We start from the raw sequence: 16,280 nt of genomic DNA on the forward strand, positions 1-16,280 counted from the left end.
CGGTGAATCGCTTCAAAACAGCCCCTCGTCGTCCCCGATCCCGAGCCGTTCGACGAACCGGTTGAGTTCGTCGTTGATGTCTGCGCCCTCGGACTCGCCGGGGAGAATGTCACCCAGCGCGCCGCCGAAGGCGGCCGCCGTCCAGACGACGGAGATCCGAGCGAAGACAACAGCCGGATCGCTCCAGTCGCCGACGCGACCCCACAGCGTCATCGTGAACGCCGCGGTGAAAAGGGAGATGACGATGACCGCGGTCAATCGTCGCAGGAGAAAGCCCAGTGTAGGTCGGTGGATGTGCACGTCGCGGAAGTCCGCGTGGTAGAGCAGGCTGATCGTCATCGCGACGACGAACGTCGCGTTGAGTCTGAAAAAGAGGGGCGTTTCGACGAAGTGCGCCGCGATGTCGAAGACGCCGCCCTCGACGAGTAACGGCAGCGAAATGAGAATGCTTCCAGCGAACGCCTCGGCGATGTCCCATCTGATGTACTTTCGAATGTGGTCGCGAATCGACGGTGCCGGCAGTCAATCGATGAGGCCGATCGTTCGCCGAACTTCCCGGCGTTCGTCGGGGTGGTCGACGGCTCGTTCGAGCGCTTCGAGCCTGCTCCGGATCGTCTCGATGTCGATGTCGCCGTCTCGCGCCCCCGGATCGCTATCGCGGGTGACCCGGTCGCCGTCGCGCGCGTCGTCGTCCATTGTCGAATGTCCGCCGAGCGATCGAAAAAGGCTCCCACGGCGTTGATCGACTAACGCTCCGGTTCGATCGTCGTTTCGTGACCGTCGGCGTGGCCGAGCGACACCTCGTGGCCGGTGTGACGCGCGTGCGTCTCCGCCCACCGCCGCGCCGGACGTTCGGTGAGGAACTCGTCGCCGTCGGGACACGCCGCGCAAGCCACACACCACGGCTGCACGTCGTCCGGAAAGTGACCCGCGTGACGCTTGTGATCGAGCGCGAACCGCTCGACGGCTCGGTTACCGACGCGGAGCGTATCGAGTTCGTAATCGAGCGCCCACTCCTCGTCACACTGGCTGCAGGCCACCGCCGGGGTGTCGTCGATATCGTCCGGCGCAAGCCCGCCGCCGTCGAACTGGTCTGACACACTCGTCCGTTGGGCGGGATCGTATATAGTCGCACGGACCAGCCCGCGTCGCCCGCGCGCACCCAATACTGTCGATCGGATGTTGTATAATCGTATTCCACATTAATGTCACATATATAGTGAATATTATGTTCTTGGACCACGATTGAAGTGATATGGAGACACGGAAGGTACAGCGGTTAGGCCCGTCGACGCTCGCGATGACGCTGCCCGCCGAGTGGGCGAGCGCGCAGGGCGTCGAGAAGGGGGACGAGGTCTCCCTGCGGATCGGGAGCAAGGGTACGCTGACGGTGATGCCCGAATCCGTCGAAAAAGAGGAGAGCGAAGCGGTCATCCACGCGCAGAACCTCGATGCGGACTCCGTCGAGCGCGCAATCGTCGCCCAGTACGTCCTCGGTCGGCGGATCATCCACGTCGAGGTCGAAGACGAGGGGACGCTCGACTCCTCGCAGATCAACGCCGTCTACAACGCCGAAACGCAGCTGATGGGGCTCGGCGTGATCGAGGAGACGCCCGAGCGGATCGCGATCCGCTGTTCGGTCGATCCGGAGGACTTCACGCTCGATAACCTCCTCGAACGGCTGGAGTCGACCGGCTCGACGATGCGGAACGAGGCGATCAAGGCGCTCGCTCACGGCAACCCGGATCTGGCTCAGCGGGCGCTGAACCGCGAACGACAGGCGAACAAGATTTTCGTTCTCCTCTTGCGGTTGATTTTCACCTCGTATCAGAACCCCAACCTGGCGCGGGCGGTCGGCCTGGATTCGGGCTTTCCGCTCATCGGCTACCGGTCGATCGCGAAGAACCTCGAGTTGACCGCCGACAACGCCGAGGACATCGCCGAGATCGTCCTCGAAACCGAGGGGCACACCCTCAACGTCGATTCGGGGACGATGCGGCGTATCCGGGAGTTCACCGATCAGGTCAACGAGATCACCGAACTGGGCGTACAGGCCGCGGTCAACCGCGATTACGACATGGCGATCGACACGAGAAACACCTTCGCGGAGGTCCGCAATCGCGAAGTCGAGATCCTCAACGATCTCGAGGAGATGCCGAACGAGGACCTCCTCCGGGTTCGCGAGGTGCTCGTGAGCCTCGGACAGACGGCCCAGTTCGCGATCAGAAACGCCGAGATCGCGACGAATCTCGCGCTCAACGAGGATAGCGACCACGTCACGATCAAGTGACGCTCTAGGCCTCGTCGTCCGCGTCTCGGTCCCGGAGGCTCGGGTGCATCGTCGGCCGGTCGGGGTGCGGCGTCTCGAACGCCTCGGTCATGACCGCCATCGATTCCCGCTCGCGCCGTCGTCGCTCCGCCTCGCCGATTTCTTCACACCCCGGCGGCACGTCGCGTCCGCGATCGGTGAAGTATCCCTCCGGGGCGACCCAATCGTGATAGAAGGGGACGTCGGAGTCGTGAATCAGCGTCAGCGCCACGTCCGCGCCGTGGCCCGCACAGACAACGGTCTGGTGTGCCGCCCCGGCTATCCGACCGGCGGCGTACAGCCCGTCGAGACCGGTCCGCCCGTCGTCGTCGATGTCGACGTACGTCTTCGACCCGCGGTTGACCAGGCCGACCGAGCCGAACTCCTCGAGATACGTCGAATCGGCCCACGAGGCCGCGATGACGGAGCCGGCGTCGAGCCCACGATGTTCGCCGCCGTCGAGTTCGGCACGGACGCGGAAGCCGTTTTCCGCCGACTCGATCGTCGTGACGATCCCCGCCTCGAGGCGTGCGCCGTTCCGCTCGGCCTGCCGTTCGAGCAGATCGGCGAACAGCCGTGGATTGACGCCCGCGGGAAAGCCAGGGACGTTCTCGAGGTGGGCGTTTCGCCGGAGAATCGACTCACCGTGGGTGAGGACGACGGTGTCGAACCCGGTGCGGGCGGTGTACGTCGCGGCCGTCAGCCCTGCGACGCCGCCGCCGACGATGACGACTCGGGGGCGGTCCATGTTCTCCCCGCCGTTCGGTGGGACGTGACTCATGCCGACGGCTTCGGGCACGACCCGTACAAACATCGCGGTTCCCGGACGACGGGCGCGTCGCGCGCGCGTCGATGACCGGCGCGAAACGTGGCGCGTTCAGGCGGTTGTGCCATCCGAGCGTCGTCGATCCCGGACGTACAACACGACCGTACTGCAGAACGCGAGTGCCGCCACGCCGGTGGTGATCGCGAACGCGACCCGGTAGCCGAACTCGGTGTAGACGACGCTCCCCGCGACAACGTCGTCGGTCCGGTATCGATCGACCGCGTACCCCATGAGCGTCGGGAGGATCGTCGCGCCGAAAAAGCCCGCCCCGTTGACGATCGCGGTCGCCACGCCGCTGGCCTCGGCAGGATATCGCTCCTTGATCGTCGGCAACGCGAGCACCGTCACGCCGAGACAGCTTCCGATCAGGAAATACTGGACGGCGATGGCGGCCAACGGCGGCGACCCGAACACGGGGATGATCGCCAACACGACCACGAAGATACCGAACCCGACGACCATCGGGAGCCTGCGTCGGCCGATTCGGTCGGAGATCCACCCGACGCTCGGGCCACCGACGAGTATCCCGATCGAGCCGAGCAGGGTGAAATACGACGCCGTCGTGACGTCGAGGTCGTACACTGCGACCAGATACGGGACGCCCCACAGGCCGATCACGGTCAGAATCGTTCCCATTCCCGAGAAGAACGCGAGCGACAGCAGCCACTGCTCGATATCGCCGATCAGTTCCTGAATGTAGGTGCCGGTTTCGGAGAGGGTCACGGACGCTTGTTCGGGGACGTTCTCGATCGGGTCCAGTCCGGCCGCTGCGGGCGATTGTCGAGCGAGTGAGAAGACCGCCACAGCCGAGGCGAAGCCGACGACCGCGAGACCGAAGATCGTCCGCTGCCACCCGAACCATTCGACTGCAATCGCCAGCGGCGTCGTTGCGAAGATGGCCCCGACCCCGGCCATCCCCGACGTCAATCCGGACATCGTCGCGAACTCGTCGACGCGAAACCAGTTCGCACAGAATCGCAGCGTCGAGATGAAGATCACGCCGCTGCCGAAGCCGATGAGCGCGCGAGAGAGGACCGCCGCGAGATAGCCGCCGCTGGCCGCGAACCCGATCGCACCGAAGCTGAGCACGAACGCACCGATCGACCCGACGTACCGCGGACCGTACCGGTCGGCCAACACGCCAGTAGGGATCTGGATGAATGCGTAAATGACGAAAAACGAGGCGTGGAGCGTGCCGAGTTCGGCTGCCGTGATCCCGAAATTGGCGGTGAGTTGCTCTGAGAGCACCGCCGTCGATAACCGATGCAGATTGACCAACAGAAAGACGAGCGCCAGCGACCCCCACGCCAACCAGCGCCGCTTCTTCGGGTCCCTAAGGACGTTCACGGTCACCGTTCTCCGTTCCATTTGGTAAGCATTATGATGTGACTACTCCGACCGGATTTTTATCCTCCCCCGTCGATCCTTCCGCCGATGGTACGCTATTTCGAAGACTACGAGGTCGGCCGCGTGTACGAACCCGACGGACGCTACGAGGTGACCACGTCCGAGGTCAAAGAGTTCGCCGAAAAGTACGATCCACAGCCGTTTCACCTCGACGAGGAGGCGGCGAAGGAGTCGATCTTCGGGTCGCTCGCGGCGTCGGGGTGGCACACGGCGTCGATGTGTATGCGGGTGTTCGCGGACGGGTTTCTCGACGAGGAGTCGTCGATGGGCGCGAGAGGCATCGACGAACTGCGGTGGCGCAAACCCGTCTATCCGGGCGATACGCTCCGGGTCGAGGTCGAAATTCTGGACAAGCGAACCTCCGAGAGCCGTCCGGAGATGGGACACATCCGGACGAAACTCAGGGGATACAATCAGGACGACGACTGCGTCGTCGAGTGGATCGCCCTCGGAATGCACCGTCGCCGGGATACGAACGATTCGTGAGGGCGGCGGTTCGACCCGCGCCGCTGAATAATTATATTTGGCTCTGTTGAAATCCTATTCTTCAGACATTTTCACACATGAAACATCCGGTCGCTGAAGGGTGTGAATCTATCCGTTCAAAAATAGACCACGGCGAACCAGCAAGAATACGATTGCTACCAGCGGTATTGCGATATAGACTACCGGGACTAACCCAAAAGTAAAACTGTCAAATGTCGCTCGAATTAGCGTAAATACCGCAACTACGAGCGTCCCATACCAACCGATACGCCTCTGCTGATATATTCGAACGGGCTTGTTGAAACCCTCAGCAACTGGTAGGAAGCGCGTGCTGCATATAGAGATTGTAGTCAGCACAACAAGGCGGTGATTTTCCCCAAATTAGGCTTCACTAACTTTAAGGATTTGGAATATATATTCAAAAATATGGGTAAATCGGAGAAGAATGTTTCAAAACGAGATCTATTATGGATTGGTACTGGGATGATTCCACTCGTAGCTGGCTGTTCCGGTTTTAGTGGATCCCCTGGGACAACAGGATCAAATGAAAATTCAGATCCTACATCAGTAGTTCGGGATTATTTAAAAGCGGTTGAGAATGGCGAGTTTGAGGAAGCAATGCAATTTGTTCATCCTGAAGGAGAGTTTGAGCAGAGAGCAGAACAACAGGTTGATGCCGGTAACCAAGCTGAATTCCAGGAAATCACAGTTGAGACATTAGAACAAGATGAAGAGAGCGCGCTTGTAATGTCGGAGATCGTAACTCGTGACGGGGGCGCTAGACAGAGAATGTATCTCGAACTGGTTCTTGATAATAAAGAGTGGTTAATCCATCGTGAGGTACAGCCACAAGACATTGATTCAGAACATCTGCCTGAGGAAGATCTCACAATTGAGCAGCGTGTTCAGGATGTAACGCCAGGAGATTCATTTGAGGTCTATGTCGGCCCTACAGACGATGCTACCGAGTTATTTTTCGAGGCGACAGATGTTTCTGAAGTTTGGGGTCTCGGAGAGGAGAGTGATTATGCGTATGTTCGGGTAGATTTTTCAAGCGAGCAAGGTAAAGAGATGGAAGACATAATCACTAATATAAATTCATCTAACATAATTATCGTTCAATACTTAGATGGCGAAGAAATCGTGTCCACTTCTCTCTCTCGCAATCTTATTACGTTAATAAGAGATGGACTTTGGGCCGAAGATTCGGAACTGAGTTTAACGTATGATGATCTTGAAACAGCAGAACGGGTGGCAGCTACAATTTTGGATCTTACAGACGATGTTTAAAGATCCACATTACAGATAATCACTCTGGGAGATACGAATCGCTCATCGACGATGAGTAACCGAGCATAGAGCCAGGTCAAGGATACGGTGTGGTCGTTCACCGGGGTATGCAATCAAGTTTTAAGCAACTATGTGTAGTCGATTGATGTGAAAATAATGTCCTGCCCACTGTAGATTCCAGTTACTTCTGAAAGCTGACTGATGATGTTCTACCCAAGAACAAAACCAATCAGAATGGTCTTATTGACAACTGAATGATTCGGCCCCGTCTCAGCAATTCATTTTGAAAGACTTGCGCTGTACATTCAGCACGCTCGGTGCAACACATCACTAATTGAGGGTTTCAACAGAGCCATTCGAACTGCTAAGAAAATGAATATAGCCCCTGCGACAACCCATTGTAAGCCGGCAAGTATCTGATAGCTGCTTCCCGCTTCAATGGCCGGCCCTGAGAATGGAACCAGAAAGGCTAACCAAAACGAAATGACTGCGAACACCACTAATCCAGCTACAAAGCTGAGAATATCTACTGGTGGATGATTCCTGTCCTCATTTTTAAAAAGATCAGCAATGTTCCAGCTCATCTGGGCGAGGGTAGCAGTACAATCTTAGCGAACCCACTTAATTACCTGTATTGACCGTTCAGAGTGATCGGTCAATGTTGTGACTGAGACAAGCAATAGTGAGTTCACGGAACTGCTTCCACCATCGTCGGGAGCGAACAAACGCACCGTACTTCCGCTTGAGCGTTGAGTTGACCGCCTCGGATTGACTCCGCTGGCCGTAGAGATCAGCGTCTAAGCGCGCGTTCCATGCCTTGTGGAGCGATGTAAACTCACGATGCTTTATCAGTGGCCGAACCTCGTGTTGCCGGGCAAGTTGCCTGATCTTCTGGTCGTCGTAGCCCTTGTCACCGAGTAGAATGCCAATATCTTTCGGGTTGCGCTTGATCAACGACGGCGCAATCTGGCTATCGTGTTTTCGTGTTGTCGTCACGTGGAGATCGAGGATTGCGTTCACTTTCGTATCGACCAGCAACGTCACTTTGAGCTGCTGAATCGTGAGTTCGGCTCGTTTCGTGTAGTGTTTTGAGGCGTGACTGCGGTCGAATCCTGACGCATCAACTCCAACGACACCGTTTGTTGGAAGTAGCGTCGCTGAGAGAGTCAATATGGCACGCCAGACAGCCATATCAAGCCGGTTGAACGCCTTACAGAGCGTTGATGGCGTAGGAAGTTCAGCTAATCCGAGGGCGTGACGAATGCGTGGCATCTCGATCAGTTCGTCAAGCAGGCCACGATAGGTCGTGTTCTTCCGAACTTTGAGACACAGCAAAACAACGTGCTGGGGAAGTGTATAGCGATGTTTGGAGAACTTTGAGGAGTATCGAGAAACCGCTCGGCGTGCCAAATGGAGCGCCTTCTCAGTAAACCGGAGAATCTGCGACTTCGGGAGGGGCTTCATCTCGTGGAATTACAGGACGAACATGTAACTCTCTGAGGGTTTCAACAGAGCCTTATATTTAATTAGCACCCTTCGGAACGGTCTGATATGGTTCAGCCGACGAACCTGACCCGGCACGACGGGCTGTTGGCCGCGATTTCGGCGTCGCTCGCGGGCGGGGCAGCGGCGGGATGGCTGTCGACGATCCCCACGCTCGCTGGCGTCGGTGCCGGCGGTTTCGTCGCGACACTTTTCGTCTTAACCTCGCTGTTCGTCGTCCCCCCGACATGACGTCTACCGCGGTCGAACGCCCGTTCCCGCCTCGACCGCGCCGAGGTCGAACCGACCAGCCGTGACGGGGACGCCCGTGTAGGGGTCGTCCTCGAGCAGCAGCGACCCGTCGAGGTCCGCGTAATCGAACAGCGGCAACAGCTGCGCCGCCCCGGCGATGGCGGCGTTCGTCTCGATCATGCAGCCACACATCACCTCCAACCCGTGCGCGCGGGCCGCGTGAATCAGCTCGATCGCGGGCGTCACCCCGCCCGTCTTCATCATTTTGAGGTTCACGATGTCGCATCGGTCGGCGATCCGCGGAACGTCGGCGGCGGTGAGACAGGACTCGTCGGCCGCGATCGGCAGCGGGGAGCGCTCGTAAACGTGTCGAAGCCCCTCGGGATCTTCGGCGGCGACCGGCTGTTCGACGAACTCGACGCCGAACGTCTCGAGCGTCCGGCAGTTGCGGACGGCCTCCTTCGGTCGCCACGCTTCGTTCGCGTCGACCCGTATCGTCGCCGCTGGTGCCGCGGCGCGGATCGCCTCGACGATCTCGAGATCGCGATCGGTGCCGAGTTTCACCTTCAGTATCGGATAGCCGGCGTCGACCGCCTCCCGTGCGCGCTCGGCCATCGCAGCCGTCTCGTCCAGCCCGATCGTGAACGACGTCGCCGGACAGTTGTCGGCGTCCGGCGACAGGCCAAGCAACCGGTACGCCGGTTGCTCGAGACGCTTGCCGGCGAGGTCCCACAGCGCGATATCGACGGCGGCCTTTGCGGCGGGATTGTCTCTCGCGACCGACTGCATCCGATCGGCGACCTCGCGTCTGGCGTGCGGATCGCCGACCGCGTCGACGGCAGCGAGCAACTCGGGCAACAGGGCTTCGACAGTCGCCGCCGTCTCCCCGTAGTGCGTTGACGGGGCTGCCGCCCCGTAGCCCGTCTTTCCGTCGACTTCGAGCGTCACGACGACGTTCTCGGTCGTCGCTGTCGTCCCCCGCGAGATCCTGAACGGGACCTCGAGCGCCAACTCGACGCGTTCGAACGTGACGTTCATCGGTCGGGGACCAGTTGCTCGACGATCGCTCCCGCCCCGTCGCGGACGGGATCGACAGCCGGGGCGCCGATCGATCCTCCGTACTCCGCGATCGCGTCCGCGGCCTCGTCTGCGTCGAGTCCGTAGGTGTTCAACGAGCCACCGAGTAGTTCCGTCGGGGCGACCGGTTCGGCGAGCGCGACGTACAGATCGGCCAGTTTCGACGGATCGGTGACCGGATACGACTCGTAGCCGTGGATGACCTCTCGATCGGCCTCGTGACACAGCACGAGGTGATCGGGCTGTGCGCCGTGGAGAATACCGCAGGTGACTGTCGAGTAGGCGGGGTGGACGATCGATCCCTGTCCCTCGACGAACAGGTAGTCGTGCTCGTCGGCGCGCTCGCGGATGAGCCGCTCGACCGCCCCGTTGGTGAAGTCGCTTATCGTCCGGTCGATCGGAATGCCGCTGCCTTCGATCATGATTCCCGTCTGCCCCGTGGGGACGAACCCCGCGTTGAGTCCGGCCGCTCGGGCTGCTTCGACCAACTCCAGCGTCGCCGTCATCTTGCCCGTCGAACAGTCGGTGCCGACGGTCAAGATCACCTCCACGTCGAGGTCGCGGACGATCCCTTCGGCGACGGTGAGGTCCTCGGGTGGGTTCCGAACGTCGCGCAACTCGACGCCGTGGTCGGCGGCGAGCGCGGCGAACTCTTCGTCTTCGGCGAGGAAGTAGTGCAGCCCCGAGACCACGTCCGCGCCGCGTTCGATTGCGGCTCGGACGTCCGAGCGCCACGATTCGTCGAACCCGCCTCCGATGGGGGCGATGCCGATCAGGAGGGCGTCGAAGTCGGGGGCGTCGGCGATCGACTCGACGATCGGTACGTCGTCGGCACCGACGTCCGGGAGGTGATCACCGACGGTCGTCCCCGCCGTCGCGCGGTCGAGCACGGCGACGACTTTCTGGTCGCCGTAGCGGAGGACGCCGACCGCGGTCTTCGCGCGATCGGGGAACTGCTCGTGGGCAAGGATTGCGACTCGCATACGCACCCAACGACGCTCCCGAATAATAAGGTCATCAATGACTGCAAGTAACGGGCCAGCCGATCTGCGCGGAGATACCCACGGCGCGGCCGCTCGCAAAGCGTTTCACAGCCCGTACAGTCGGACCGACCAGAAGTCGGCGAAGGCGTCCTCGAGGGCGGCCTTCGGCTTCCCGCTCGCGTCCACCGCTGCAGTCGCGTCGGCGTCGAACTCGTCGATCAGTCGCCGGTCGCCGACGACGTACCGTCGGTCGGCGCCGACCGAATCGAGCGTCTCGACGCAGTCCTCGACGTGGGCGGCGATCTGCTCGTCGCGGAGGCGCTCGAAGCGCCCCTGTGAGAACCCGCCCTTCGAGTGATCGCTTTTCACCCGGCTCTCGAACCCCTCGTAGGCGACTCGCTCGGCTCCCTCGTAAACGCCGACTGCGAAGATGTCCGAGCGCACCACCGCCAGCGCGAACCGGCCCGTCGGCCGGACCCACGAGCGCTCGATTCGGGGGGATTCGGCCCACTCGGCGAACGGTTCGGGGGCGACCGGGGGTCGGAGCGCGACGGCGACGAGTCCGGCGTCGTCCGCGCAGACGAGACACGGCGAGGCGCGAGCGACGAGCGGCGTCCGATCCCCGAGCAGGTCGCGCAGTTCTGGCGGCGGCTCAGCGTCAACGTAGGCTGTGAGGACGCCTTCCGGACCGCCATCAAGGGAGGCGAGTCGATCGAGAACCGCGTCGGCGCGCCCGCCGCGGAGCGTCTCCTCGTATCTGAATCCGACGCCCGAGTCGTCATCGGGTCGCTCGGCGGCCTCGAGCCGCCCTTCGAGGTCCGCGATGCGGTCTTCGAGGCGGTTCGCTCGCTCCTCTGCCTCCTGTTTTTCCGTGACTGCGTCCGCTCGACGTTCGCTTTCGGCCTCGAGGCGGGCTTCGAGTCGGTCGCGACGCTCTTCGAGGGCTTCGATCTGCGCCTTCAGTTCCGTCCGGCCGAGGAGATCGTCGAGCATCGACGGATCGACGCCCGCGTCCGATTAAAATCCCGCGGGACCGTCGGGGCCGAGCTCGAGCAGCTGTCGGGCCCGGTCGGCCTTCGCGAGGAGTACCTCGCGGAGCATCGGCGGGTTGTCGGTTCCGGTCGCCGACAGCGCGTCCGCTGGGAGCGCGACGGTCCGTCCGGGGACGTTATCGGCCCCGTGGACTGCAACGTGTGTCGATCCGATCTTCATGACGAGCGGGTCGCGGGCCGACTCGTACAACTGCTCTGTAACCAGTTCGTGATGCTCGCGGTGAATCACGGCGCGGTCGCCGTCGTGGGGTTCGACGTAGAGTCGGCCTAGGTAATACCCGCTGGAGAACTGTTCGAACATGCCGTCGATGTATTGTTACATGTTAGCACATATAAGTATTGTCTGGGTGTCGTGGGTCGTTATCGGGAGCGTTCTGGCCACCGCGGTGTCGCGACGGTATCGATAATATGAACTTTCGACGCCGTATAAACGATATTATCGCCTCTCGGTCGATGGACTCAGATCGCTAAACGGTTCGAACGGAGCGGGGTTTTTATTCGATGACGCGTCTACATCGGTGCAATGAGTCGGGGTTTCGTCAGTCGTTGTGTGCTCGTCGTCCTCGTCGGACTGGCGAGCGTCTTTGCGCTCGCCGCTGTCGCCGGTCCCGCCGCCGCGGCGCCCGCCACCGGGAACGCCTCGCTCGGGGCGGACATCTCCTCGTTCATGCAGGCCAGCAGCGTCGAAACGGCCGACGACGTGGAGGACGGACAGTTTCAGGCGGCGCTGAATCGGACCGAGGATTCCGAGGAGCGCCACGCGCTCATCGAGTCGCGCCAGGCGCGACTCGAAGCGCGGAGCGAACGGCTTCGCTCGCAACGCGAGACGCTGGGCGAAACGCCCGACGTTCGAAACCGATCGATCGCGACGCGGATATCGGTGGGTGCGACCGAGCTCGAACGCTCGGTGAACGCGACCGAACGCCGGGCCAACGAGGCGGGCGTCGCCACCGAGCGGCTCTCGGCGCTCCGCGAAACTGCCCGAGCGATTCCCGGCCCGGCCGTCGCCGAGTTGGCTCGCGGAGTCGGCCCTCCGCCGAACGCGGGCCCGCCGGACGGCTCACCAGCGCGGGACGACGACCAGCCGCGTCCCGACGCCCTCGGTCCGCCGAACGGGACCAGTGCGCCGACGGACGCGCGCGATGCCGAACGCGTCGGGCCGCCCGGTGGGAACGGAGCCGACAGTGGATCCCCGAGTAGCGGATCGGCGGGCGGCGGTGCAGGCCCCCCGGACGGTGCGGCCGATGATACACCGGGTGCGGGACCGTCGAGTGATGATCCGACCGCCCCCGACGCTGACCCCGACGACGAGCGAGACAGCGATCCGGGGTCCGACGGGGACTCCGGCGCGCCACTCGAGCGCGGGAACGGTGACCCGCCGACCGACGGTTCGTCGTCGGACTCGGCCGCTGAATCGGCCGGGTCGAACGGCCGTCCCACGAGCCCTGGTGACGGGGCGGGCGCACCGCCGGACAGTCGAGATACGTGAATCGAGTCTCCCTTGACACGACGGTGACCCGAACGTTGATACTGGATAAACGTCAACCGGAAGGTATGCCCGATATACTCGCGGAGAACCTCTCGGACAAGGAAGTCATGGGATCGGATGGGTCCAGCCTCGGCACGCTGTACAACATCACGATGGATCTGAAGACAGGGACGCTCCAGCACCTCATCTTGGACCCCGGCCAGCAGACGGGTGAACTCGAGTTCAAGCGCGACGAAGCGGGGAACTACCGAATCCCGGTCGGCCGCGTGCAGGCGGTCAAAGACACGATTATCATCGACCGCTGAGTTCGTATGCACGTTCTCGATTCGTCGGCGTTCATCGACGAGTACACCACTGACGAGCCGGTCGCAACGATTCCGATGGTCCGTGAGGAACTCCAAGACGAGGCGGGGTATCGGTTCGACGCCCGCGAGGGTTCGGGAATGCGGATCCACATCCCCGATCCCGAAACCGTCGAACGGATCGAACGCGCCGCCCGCGAGACGGGCGACGCGGAGACGCTCTCGCGGACGGATATCCGCCTGCTCGCGACGGCGTTCGAACTCGACGCCGTCCTCGTTACGGACGACTACGCGATGCAGAACGTCGCCGAGAAGCTCGATATCGCCGTCGACGTGATCGCCCAGGGGGGGATCGACGAGCGCCGCGACTGGAAGTTCCAGTGTCAGGGCTGCGGTCGCGTCTTCGACGACAACCGGGATCGCTGTGAGATCTGCGGCAGCGAACTCACGCGCAAACGGCCCTGATTAACGGGTCGGATCGCTGTCGAGTTCCTCCAGACCGACCTCGACGAGCTGCCCGACGACCTCCTCTTCGGTGAGGCCGTACGTCGTCGCGATCCCCTCGATCCGGTTGGCCAACTGGCCGTCACATTCGAGGCAGTATCGGGGCATGTGCCCCCATATGTCACCCGTTCGCATAAATATGTGTCAGACGTATGACGCACGCTCGTCGCCGGACGGACAGACTTAATCGATCGCCGACCGAACCGGCGTCAATGAGTATCACCCCCGATCGGGGCCCGCCCTCCCGTCGCGTCGTCGCGATGACGATGCTCGGTGGGGTTGGCCTGCTCGCCGGGCTATTGCTCGGTTTCGTGACGTTCACCCTCCTCGGCACGCCGCTGTCGCTGTCGGTGGAGTCACCCTCGGGACAGTTGCTGTTCACCCTTGGGACGTACCTCGGGATGGGCGGCGTCGCGGGGCTGTATCTGTTCCGCCACGACCTCACGCTATCGTACGTCAGGCTGCGTCGTCCGTCCATTCGCGACCTCGCGGCGATCGCTGTCACAACCGTCGCCCTCATAGCGCTCGCCGTCGCGATCCCCAACCTCATCTCGCGGCTCGGACTCCCGTTCACCGAACACAGCATCACGGAGAGCATAGAGATGAACCCCGCCATCGCGCTCGTCTTCCTCCCACTTTCGATCCTCGTCGTCGGCCCCGCCGAGGAGTTCCTCTACCGCGGAATCATCCAGACCCGACTCGGAGAGGCCTTCGACGCCGGCGCTGCGGTCGCGCTCGCGTCGCTCATCTTCGCTGTCGTTCACTTCTTCGCGTATCTCGATCCGGCAAACGTCCCAGGCACGGTCGTGACGATCCTCCTTCTCCTGCTCCCGCTCGGGGCGATTCTCGGTGCCGTCTACGAGTACACGGACAACCTCGCCGTCCCGGTGCTCGCCCACGGCGTCTACAACGCGATCACCTACGCCGCCGTCTACGCCGAGGTCGTCGGGCTGTACTGACCCCGCGCGATCGGTGCTACTCGACGCGCCGGACGGTCTTGTCGTCGACCGCCTCGGCCTCCTCGAACGTACCACCGCCCAACAGCCCTCGTGCCGCGCGTTTGCCCCACTCGACTGCGGGTTGTGTGAACGTCTCCACGCCGGATAGCTCGCCCACGAGGATGCAGGCGGCCTCCAACTCGTAGAGCAGTCGCCCGACGCTTTCGCCGTCCAGTCGGTCGATTTCGAGGCGGACGTTCGCCTGCCCGGCGGCGGCCAGCGACGCTTCGGTCGCCTCGAACTCCGCGTCGAGCAGCTCGCCGAGGGTCGCCCCGCCGAGATACGACAGCGATTCGACCCCTGTCTCGGGGATCGGAACGTCGACGCGCTCGTGCGGGCGGAGCAGCGTGACGAGTTTGTCCGTCCGCCCCGCCCGGTACAGCTGGAGCTGGGAGTGTTGATCCGTCGCCCCGAGCGCGCGGACGGGTGTCTGTCCGAGGCCGTCCTTACCGAGACTCTCGGCCCACAGCTGGGCGAACCACTCGGCGAGCGGTTCGAGCGCCTCGGCGTAGGGGACGAAGGCGTTCGTCGTCGCTCCCCGTCCTTCGAGCGCGTACGCCACCGCACCGTAGGCGTACGCCGGACACTCGAACAACGACGGCTCGAGCGACGCTCGCCCCGCCGCGCCGCCGTCGAGCACCGATTCGATGTCGCAGCCGAACGCCGCGGCGGGGACCAACCCGACCGGCGACAGCACCGAAAACCGCCCGGGGACGCCGTCCGGGACGGGACAGGTGGGGAGATCGTGTTCGTCGGCCAACTCTCGGAGTGGCCCCGATTCGCCGGTCGTGACGACCGTCCGATCGGCCCACTCGACGCCGGCCCGGGCCATCGCCTCCCGCACGACGAGGAAGTTCGCGAGCGTTTCGGCGGTCGTTCCGGACTTCGACACGACGTTGACGAGCGTCGATTCGAGGGGAAGCTCGTCGAGGAGCCCTCGCGTCCGAGCCGGGTCGACGTTATCGAGCGTGTAGTGACCGTCGACGCCGAGCGCCGCCGTGATCGTCTCCGCGCCGAGTGCGGAACCGCCGATGCCGACGGTCAACACCGCGTCGGGATCGAAGTCGTCGACAGCGGCCTCGATCGCCTCGGGGTCGGTGTCGTCTGGCAACGCGAGGCTCGCGTAGCCGAACTCGCGATCCTCGATGCCCGTCTCGATGCGGTCGTGAATCGCCGCTACGCGCTCGTCGAGCCGTTCGAGCGACGCCCCGGAGACGCCGAGCGTCGCCTCGGAGGCGAGCGCGTTGCCGAAATCTACGTTCATACGTGCCACGCGTGGCGGGTGACAAAGGCGTTGACGATCGGATCCGGTTCGGATCGATCCCCGAAACCCCGAAAAGGGACGGGCACGTTCTCCCCAACATGGAGCAGGAGGGACGGTTCGTCGTGACGCACGCCGACGCCGACTCGGCGGTGCTGAAAGACGTCGATCGCGGGCAGGTCCACACGCTCGAGGGCAATCCCGGCGTCGACCGATCGGAGGTCATCGAGGGCGCGCTCGAACCGGAACCGCCGATGGAGGTGACGTATCGGCTCGCCGAGATCGAGACGCGACGACGGCTTTCGGTCGAGGAGAGCCCCGAGCCGCCGACCGAACAGGAACGCGAGATCGCCGCCGAACAGGCCGTCGGGGAGGTCACCAGACGCGAGCGAGCCGGGATCGGCGAGCTACACGTGCTGACCGTACCTGAAGAGACAACCGAGGCGACCGTCGAGGACGTGCTCGACGACGAGGCGACGCTCGTCCGCGCTGCGCGCCTCGAGGTGAACCGCGTCGAGATCCGGAGCGAACCGGGCGTCGTGAGCGTCAGGTATCTCCCCTGA

21 protein-coding genes are annotated in these 16,280 nt (G+C 62.7%); 9 read left to right on the forward strand and 12 right to left on the reverse strand.

Features of this window, described 5'->3' with window-relative positions; all coding sequences use genetic code 11:
* Positions 1-12 precede the first annotated feature (12 nt).
* From DM868_RS07260 to DM868_RS07265, 3 genes are all read right to left on the reverse strand, one after another.
* Positions 13-339 carry a hypothetical protein gene (locus tag DM868_RS07260; protein ID WP_342776374.1) on the reverse strand — a complete coding sequence of 109 codons (327 nt, stop codon included), beginning with the start codon at positions 337-339 and terminating at the stop codon, positions 13-15.
* Between the two features lie 183 nt (positions 340-522).
* Complete coding sequence (locus DM868_RS15335; RefSeq protein WP_222845495.1) at positions 523-696, reverse strand: hypothetical protein; 174 nt, start codon at positions 694-696, stop codon at positions 523-525.
* A 50-nt stretch (positions 697-746) separates the two neighbouring features.
* Positions 747-1,100, reverse strand: coding sequence for a hypothetical protein (locus DM868_RS07265; RefSeq protein ID WP_137276198.1), 354 nt, complete (start codon positions 1,098-1,100; stop codon positions 747-749).
* A 155-nt stretch (positions 1,101-1,255) separates the two neighbouring features.
* Here DM868_RS07265 and DM868_RS07270 point away from each other — a divergent pair, with 155 nt between their 5' ends.
* Positions 1,256-2,290, forward strand: a complete 1,035-nt coding sequence (locus DM868_RS07270; RefSeq protein WP_137276199.1) for a phosphate signaling complex PhoU family protein — start codon at positions 1,256-1,258, stop codon at positions 2,288-2,290.
* A gap of 4 nt (positions 2,291-2,294) precedes the next feature.
* Here DM868_RS07270 and DM868_RS07275 read toward each other — a convergent pair whose 3' ends face one another.
* Together DM868_RS07275 and DM868_RS07280 are read right to left on the reverse strand one after the other, a co-directional pair.
* Positions 2,295-3,089, reverse strand: coding sequence for an FAD-binding protein (locus tag DM868_RS07275; RefSeq protein ID WP_246049031.1), 795 nt, complete (start codon positions 3,087-3,089; stop codon positions 2,295-2,297).
* Between the two features lie 96 nt (positions 3,090-3,185).
* Positions 3,186-4,481, reverse strand: a complete 1,296-nt coding sequence (locus DM868_RS07280; RefSeq protein WP_137276200.1) for an MFS transporter — start codon at positions 4,479-4,481, stop codon at positions 3,186-3,188.
* An 87-nt stretch (positions 4,482-4,568) separates the two neighbouring features.
* Between DM868_RS07280 and DM868_RS07285 the strand changes: the two genes are divergently transcribed.
* Together DM868_RS07285 and DM868_RS07290 are read left to right on the forward strand one after the other, a co-directional pair.
* A complete protein-coding gene (locus tag DM868_RS07285; protein WP_137276201.1) occupies positions 4,569-5,027 on the forward strand; it encodes a MaoC family dehydratase in 459 nt (152 codons plus the stop codon).
* 426 nt (positions 5,028-5,453) lie between these two features.
* Positions 5,454-6,317, forward strand: a complete 864-nt coding sequence (locus DM868_RS07290; RefSeq protein ID WP_137276202.1) for a DUF4878 domain-containing protein — start codon at positions 5,454-5,456, stop codon at positions 6,315-6,317.
* A 642-nt stretch (positions 6,318-6,959) separates the two neighbouring features.
* On the opposite strand, the gene DM868_RS07295 is transcribed toward DM868_RS07290, so the two are convergent.
* A complete protein-coding gene (locus DM868_RS07295) occupies positions 6,960-7,781 on the reverse strand; it encodes an IS5 family transposase (RefSeq protein WP_137276203.1) in 822 nt (273 codons plus the stop codon).
* A gap of 87 nt (positions 7,782-7,868) precedes the next feature.
* Here DM868_RS07295 and DM868_RS07300 point away from each other — a divergent pair, with 87 nt between their 5' ends.
* Positions 7,869-8,051 carry a hypothetical protein gene (locus tag DM868_RS07300; RefSeq protein ID WP_137276204.1) on the forward strand — a complete coding sequence of 61 codons (183 nt, stop codon included), beginning with the start codon at positions 7,869-7,871 and terminating at the stop codon, positions 8,049-8,051.
* A gap of 3 nt (positions 8,052-8,054) precedes the next feature.
* Here the strand turns inward: DM868_RS07300 and DM868_RS07305 are convergent, their stop codons facing one another.
* From DM868_RS07305 to DM868_RS07320, 4 genes are all read right to left on the reverse strand, one after another.
* A complete protein-coding gene (locus DM868_RS07305; protein WP_137276205.1) occupies positions 8,055-9,089 on the reverse strand; it encodes a dipeptide epimerase in 1,035 nt (344 codons plus the stop codon).
* Positions 9,086-10,111 carry a DUF1611 domain-containing protein gene (locus tag DM868_RS07310; protein ID WP_137276206.1) on the reverse strand — a complete coding sequence of 342 codons (1,026 nt, stop codon included), beginning with the start codon at positions 10,109-10,111 and terminating at the stop codon, positions 9,086-9,088. The genes DM868_RS07305 and DM868_RS07310 overlap by 4 nt, the downstream gene beginning before the upstream one ends.
* Positions 10,112-10,216: 105 nt before the next feature.
* A complete protein-coding gene (locus DM868_RS07315; RefSeq protein WP_137276207.1) occupies positions 10,217-11,104 on the reverse strand; it encodes a Vms1/Ankzf1 family peptidyl-tRNA hydrolase in 888 nt (295 codons plus the stop codon).
* Positions 11,105-11,128: 24 nt separating this feature from the next.
* Positions 11,129-11,464 (reverse strand): DUF5802 family protein, encoded by a 336-nt coding sequence (locus tag DM868_RS07320; RefSeq protein ID WP_137276208.1) that lies wholly within the window; start codon positions 11,462-11,464, stop codon positions 11,129-11,131.
* Positions 11,465-11,686: 222 nt separating this feature from the next.
* On the opposite strand from DM868_RS07320, the gene DM868_RS07325 reads away from it, so the two are divergent.
* The 3 genes from DM868_RS07325 (at position 11,687) to DM868_RS07335 (ending at position 13,419) form a co-directional block, all read left to right on the forward strand.
* Positions 11,687-12,652: a hypothetical protein gene (locus tag DM868_RS07325; RefSeq protein WP_137276209.1), complete on the forward strand. Its 966-nt coding sequence runs from the start codon at positions 11,687-11,689 to the stop codon at positions 12,650-12,652.
* Positions 12,653-12,717: 65 nt separating this feature from the next.
* Positions 12,718-12,957 (forward strand): PRC-barrel domain-containing protein, encoded by a 240-nt coding sequence (locus DM868_RS07330; protein ID WP_137276210.1) that lies wholly within the window; start codon positions 12,718-12,720, stop codon positions 12,955-12,957.
* 6 nt (positions 12,958-12,963) lie between these two features.
* Positions 12,964-13,419, forward strand: coding sequence for an NOB1 family endonuclease (locus DM868_RS07335; RefSeq protein ID WP_137276211.1), 456 nt, complete (start codon positions 12,964-12,966; stop codon positions 13,417-13,419).
* Here the strand turns inward: DM868_RS07335 and DM868_RS07340 are convergent, their stop codons facing one another.
* Entirely contained in the window at positions 13,420-13,566 is a 147-nt protein-coding gene (locus DM868_RS07340) for a CopG family transcriptional regulator (RefSeq protein ID WP_137276212.1), read from the reverse strand.
* A gap of 104 nt (positions 13,567-13,670) precedes the next feature.
* Here DM868_RS07340 and DM868_RS07345 point away from each other — a divergent pair, with 104 nt between their 5' ends.
* On the forward strand, positions 13,671-14,417 hold the full coding sequence (locus DM868_RS07345) for a CPBP family intramembrane glutamic endopeptidase (protein WP_170964449.1): 747 nt from the start codon (positions 13,671-13,673) through the stop codon (positions 14,415-14,417).
* A gap of 16 nt (positions 14,418-14,433) precedes the next feature.
* On the opposite strand, the gene DM868_RS07350 is transcribed toward DM868_RS07345, so the two are convergent.
* A complete protein-coding gene (locus DM868_RS07350) occupies positions 14,434-15,720 on the reverse strand; it encodes a glucose-6-phosphate isomerase (protein WP_137276214.1) in 1,287 nt (428 codons plus the stop codon).
* 98 nt (positions 15,721-15,818) lie between these two features.
* Between DM868_RS07350 and DM868_RS07355 the strand changes: the two genes are divergently transcribed.
* A complete protein-coding gene (locus DM868_RS07355; RefSeq protein WP_137276215.1) occupies positions 15,819-16,280 on the forward strand; it encodes a DUF5812 family protein in 462 nt (153 codons plus the stop codon).

It is taken from the genome of Natronomonas salsuginis (assembly GCF_005239135.1).
GTDB classification, from domain to species: domain Archaea; phylum Halobacteriota; class Halobacteria; order Halobacteriales; family Haloarculaceae; genus Natronomonas; species Natronomonas salsuginis.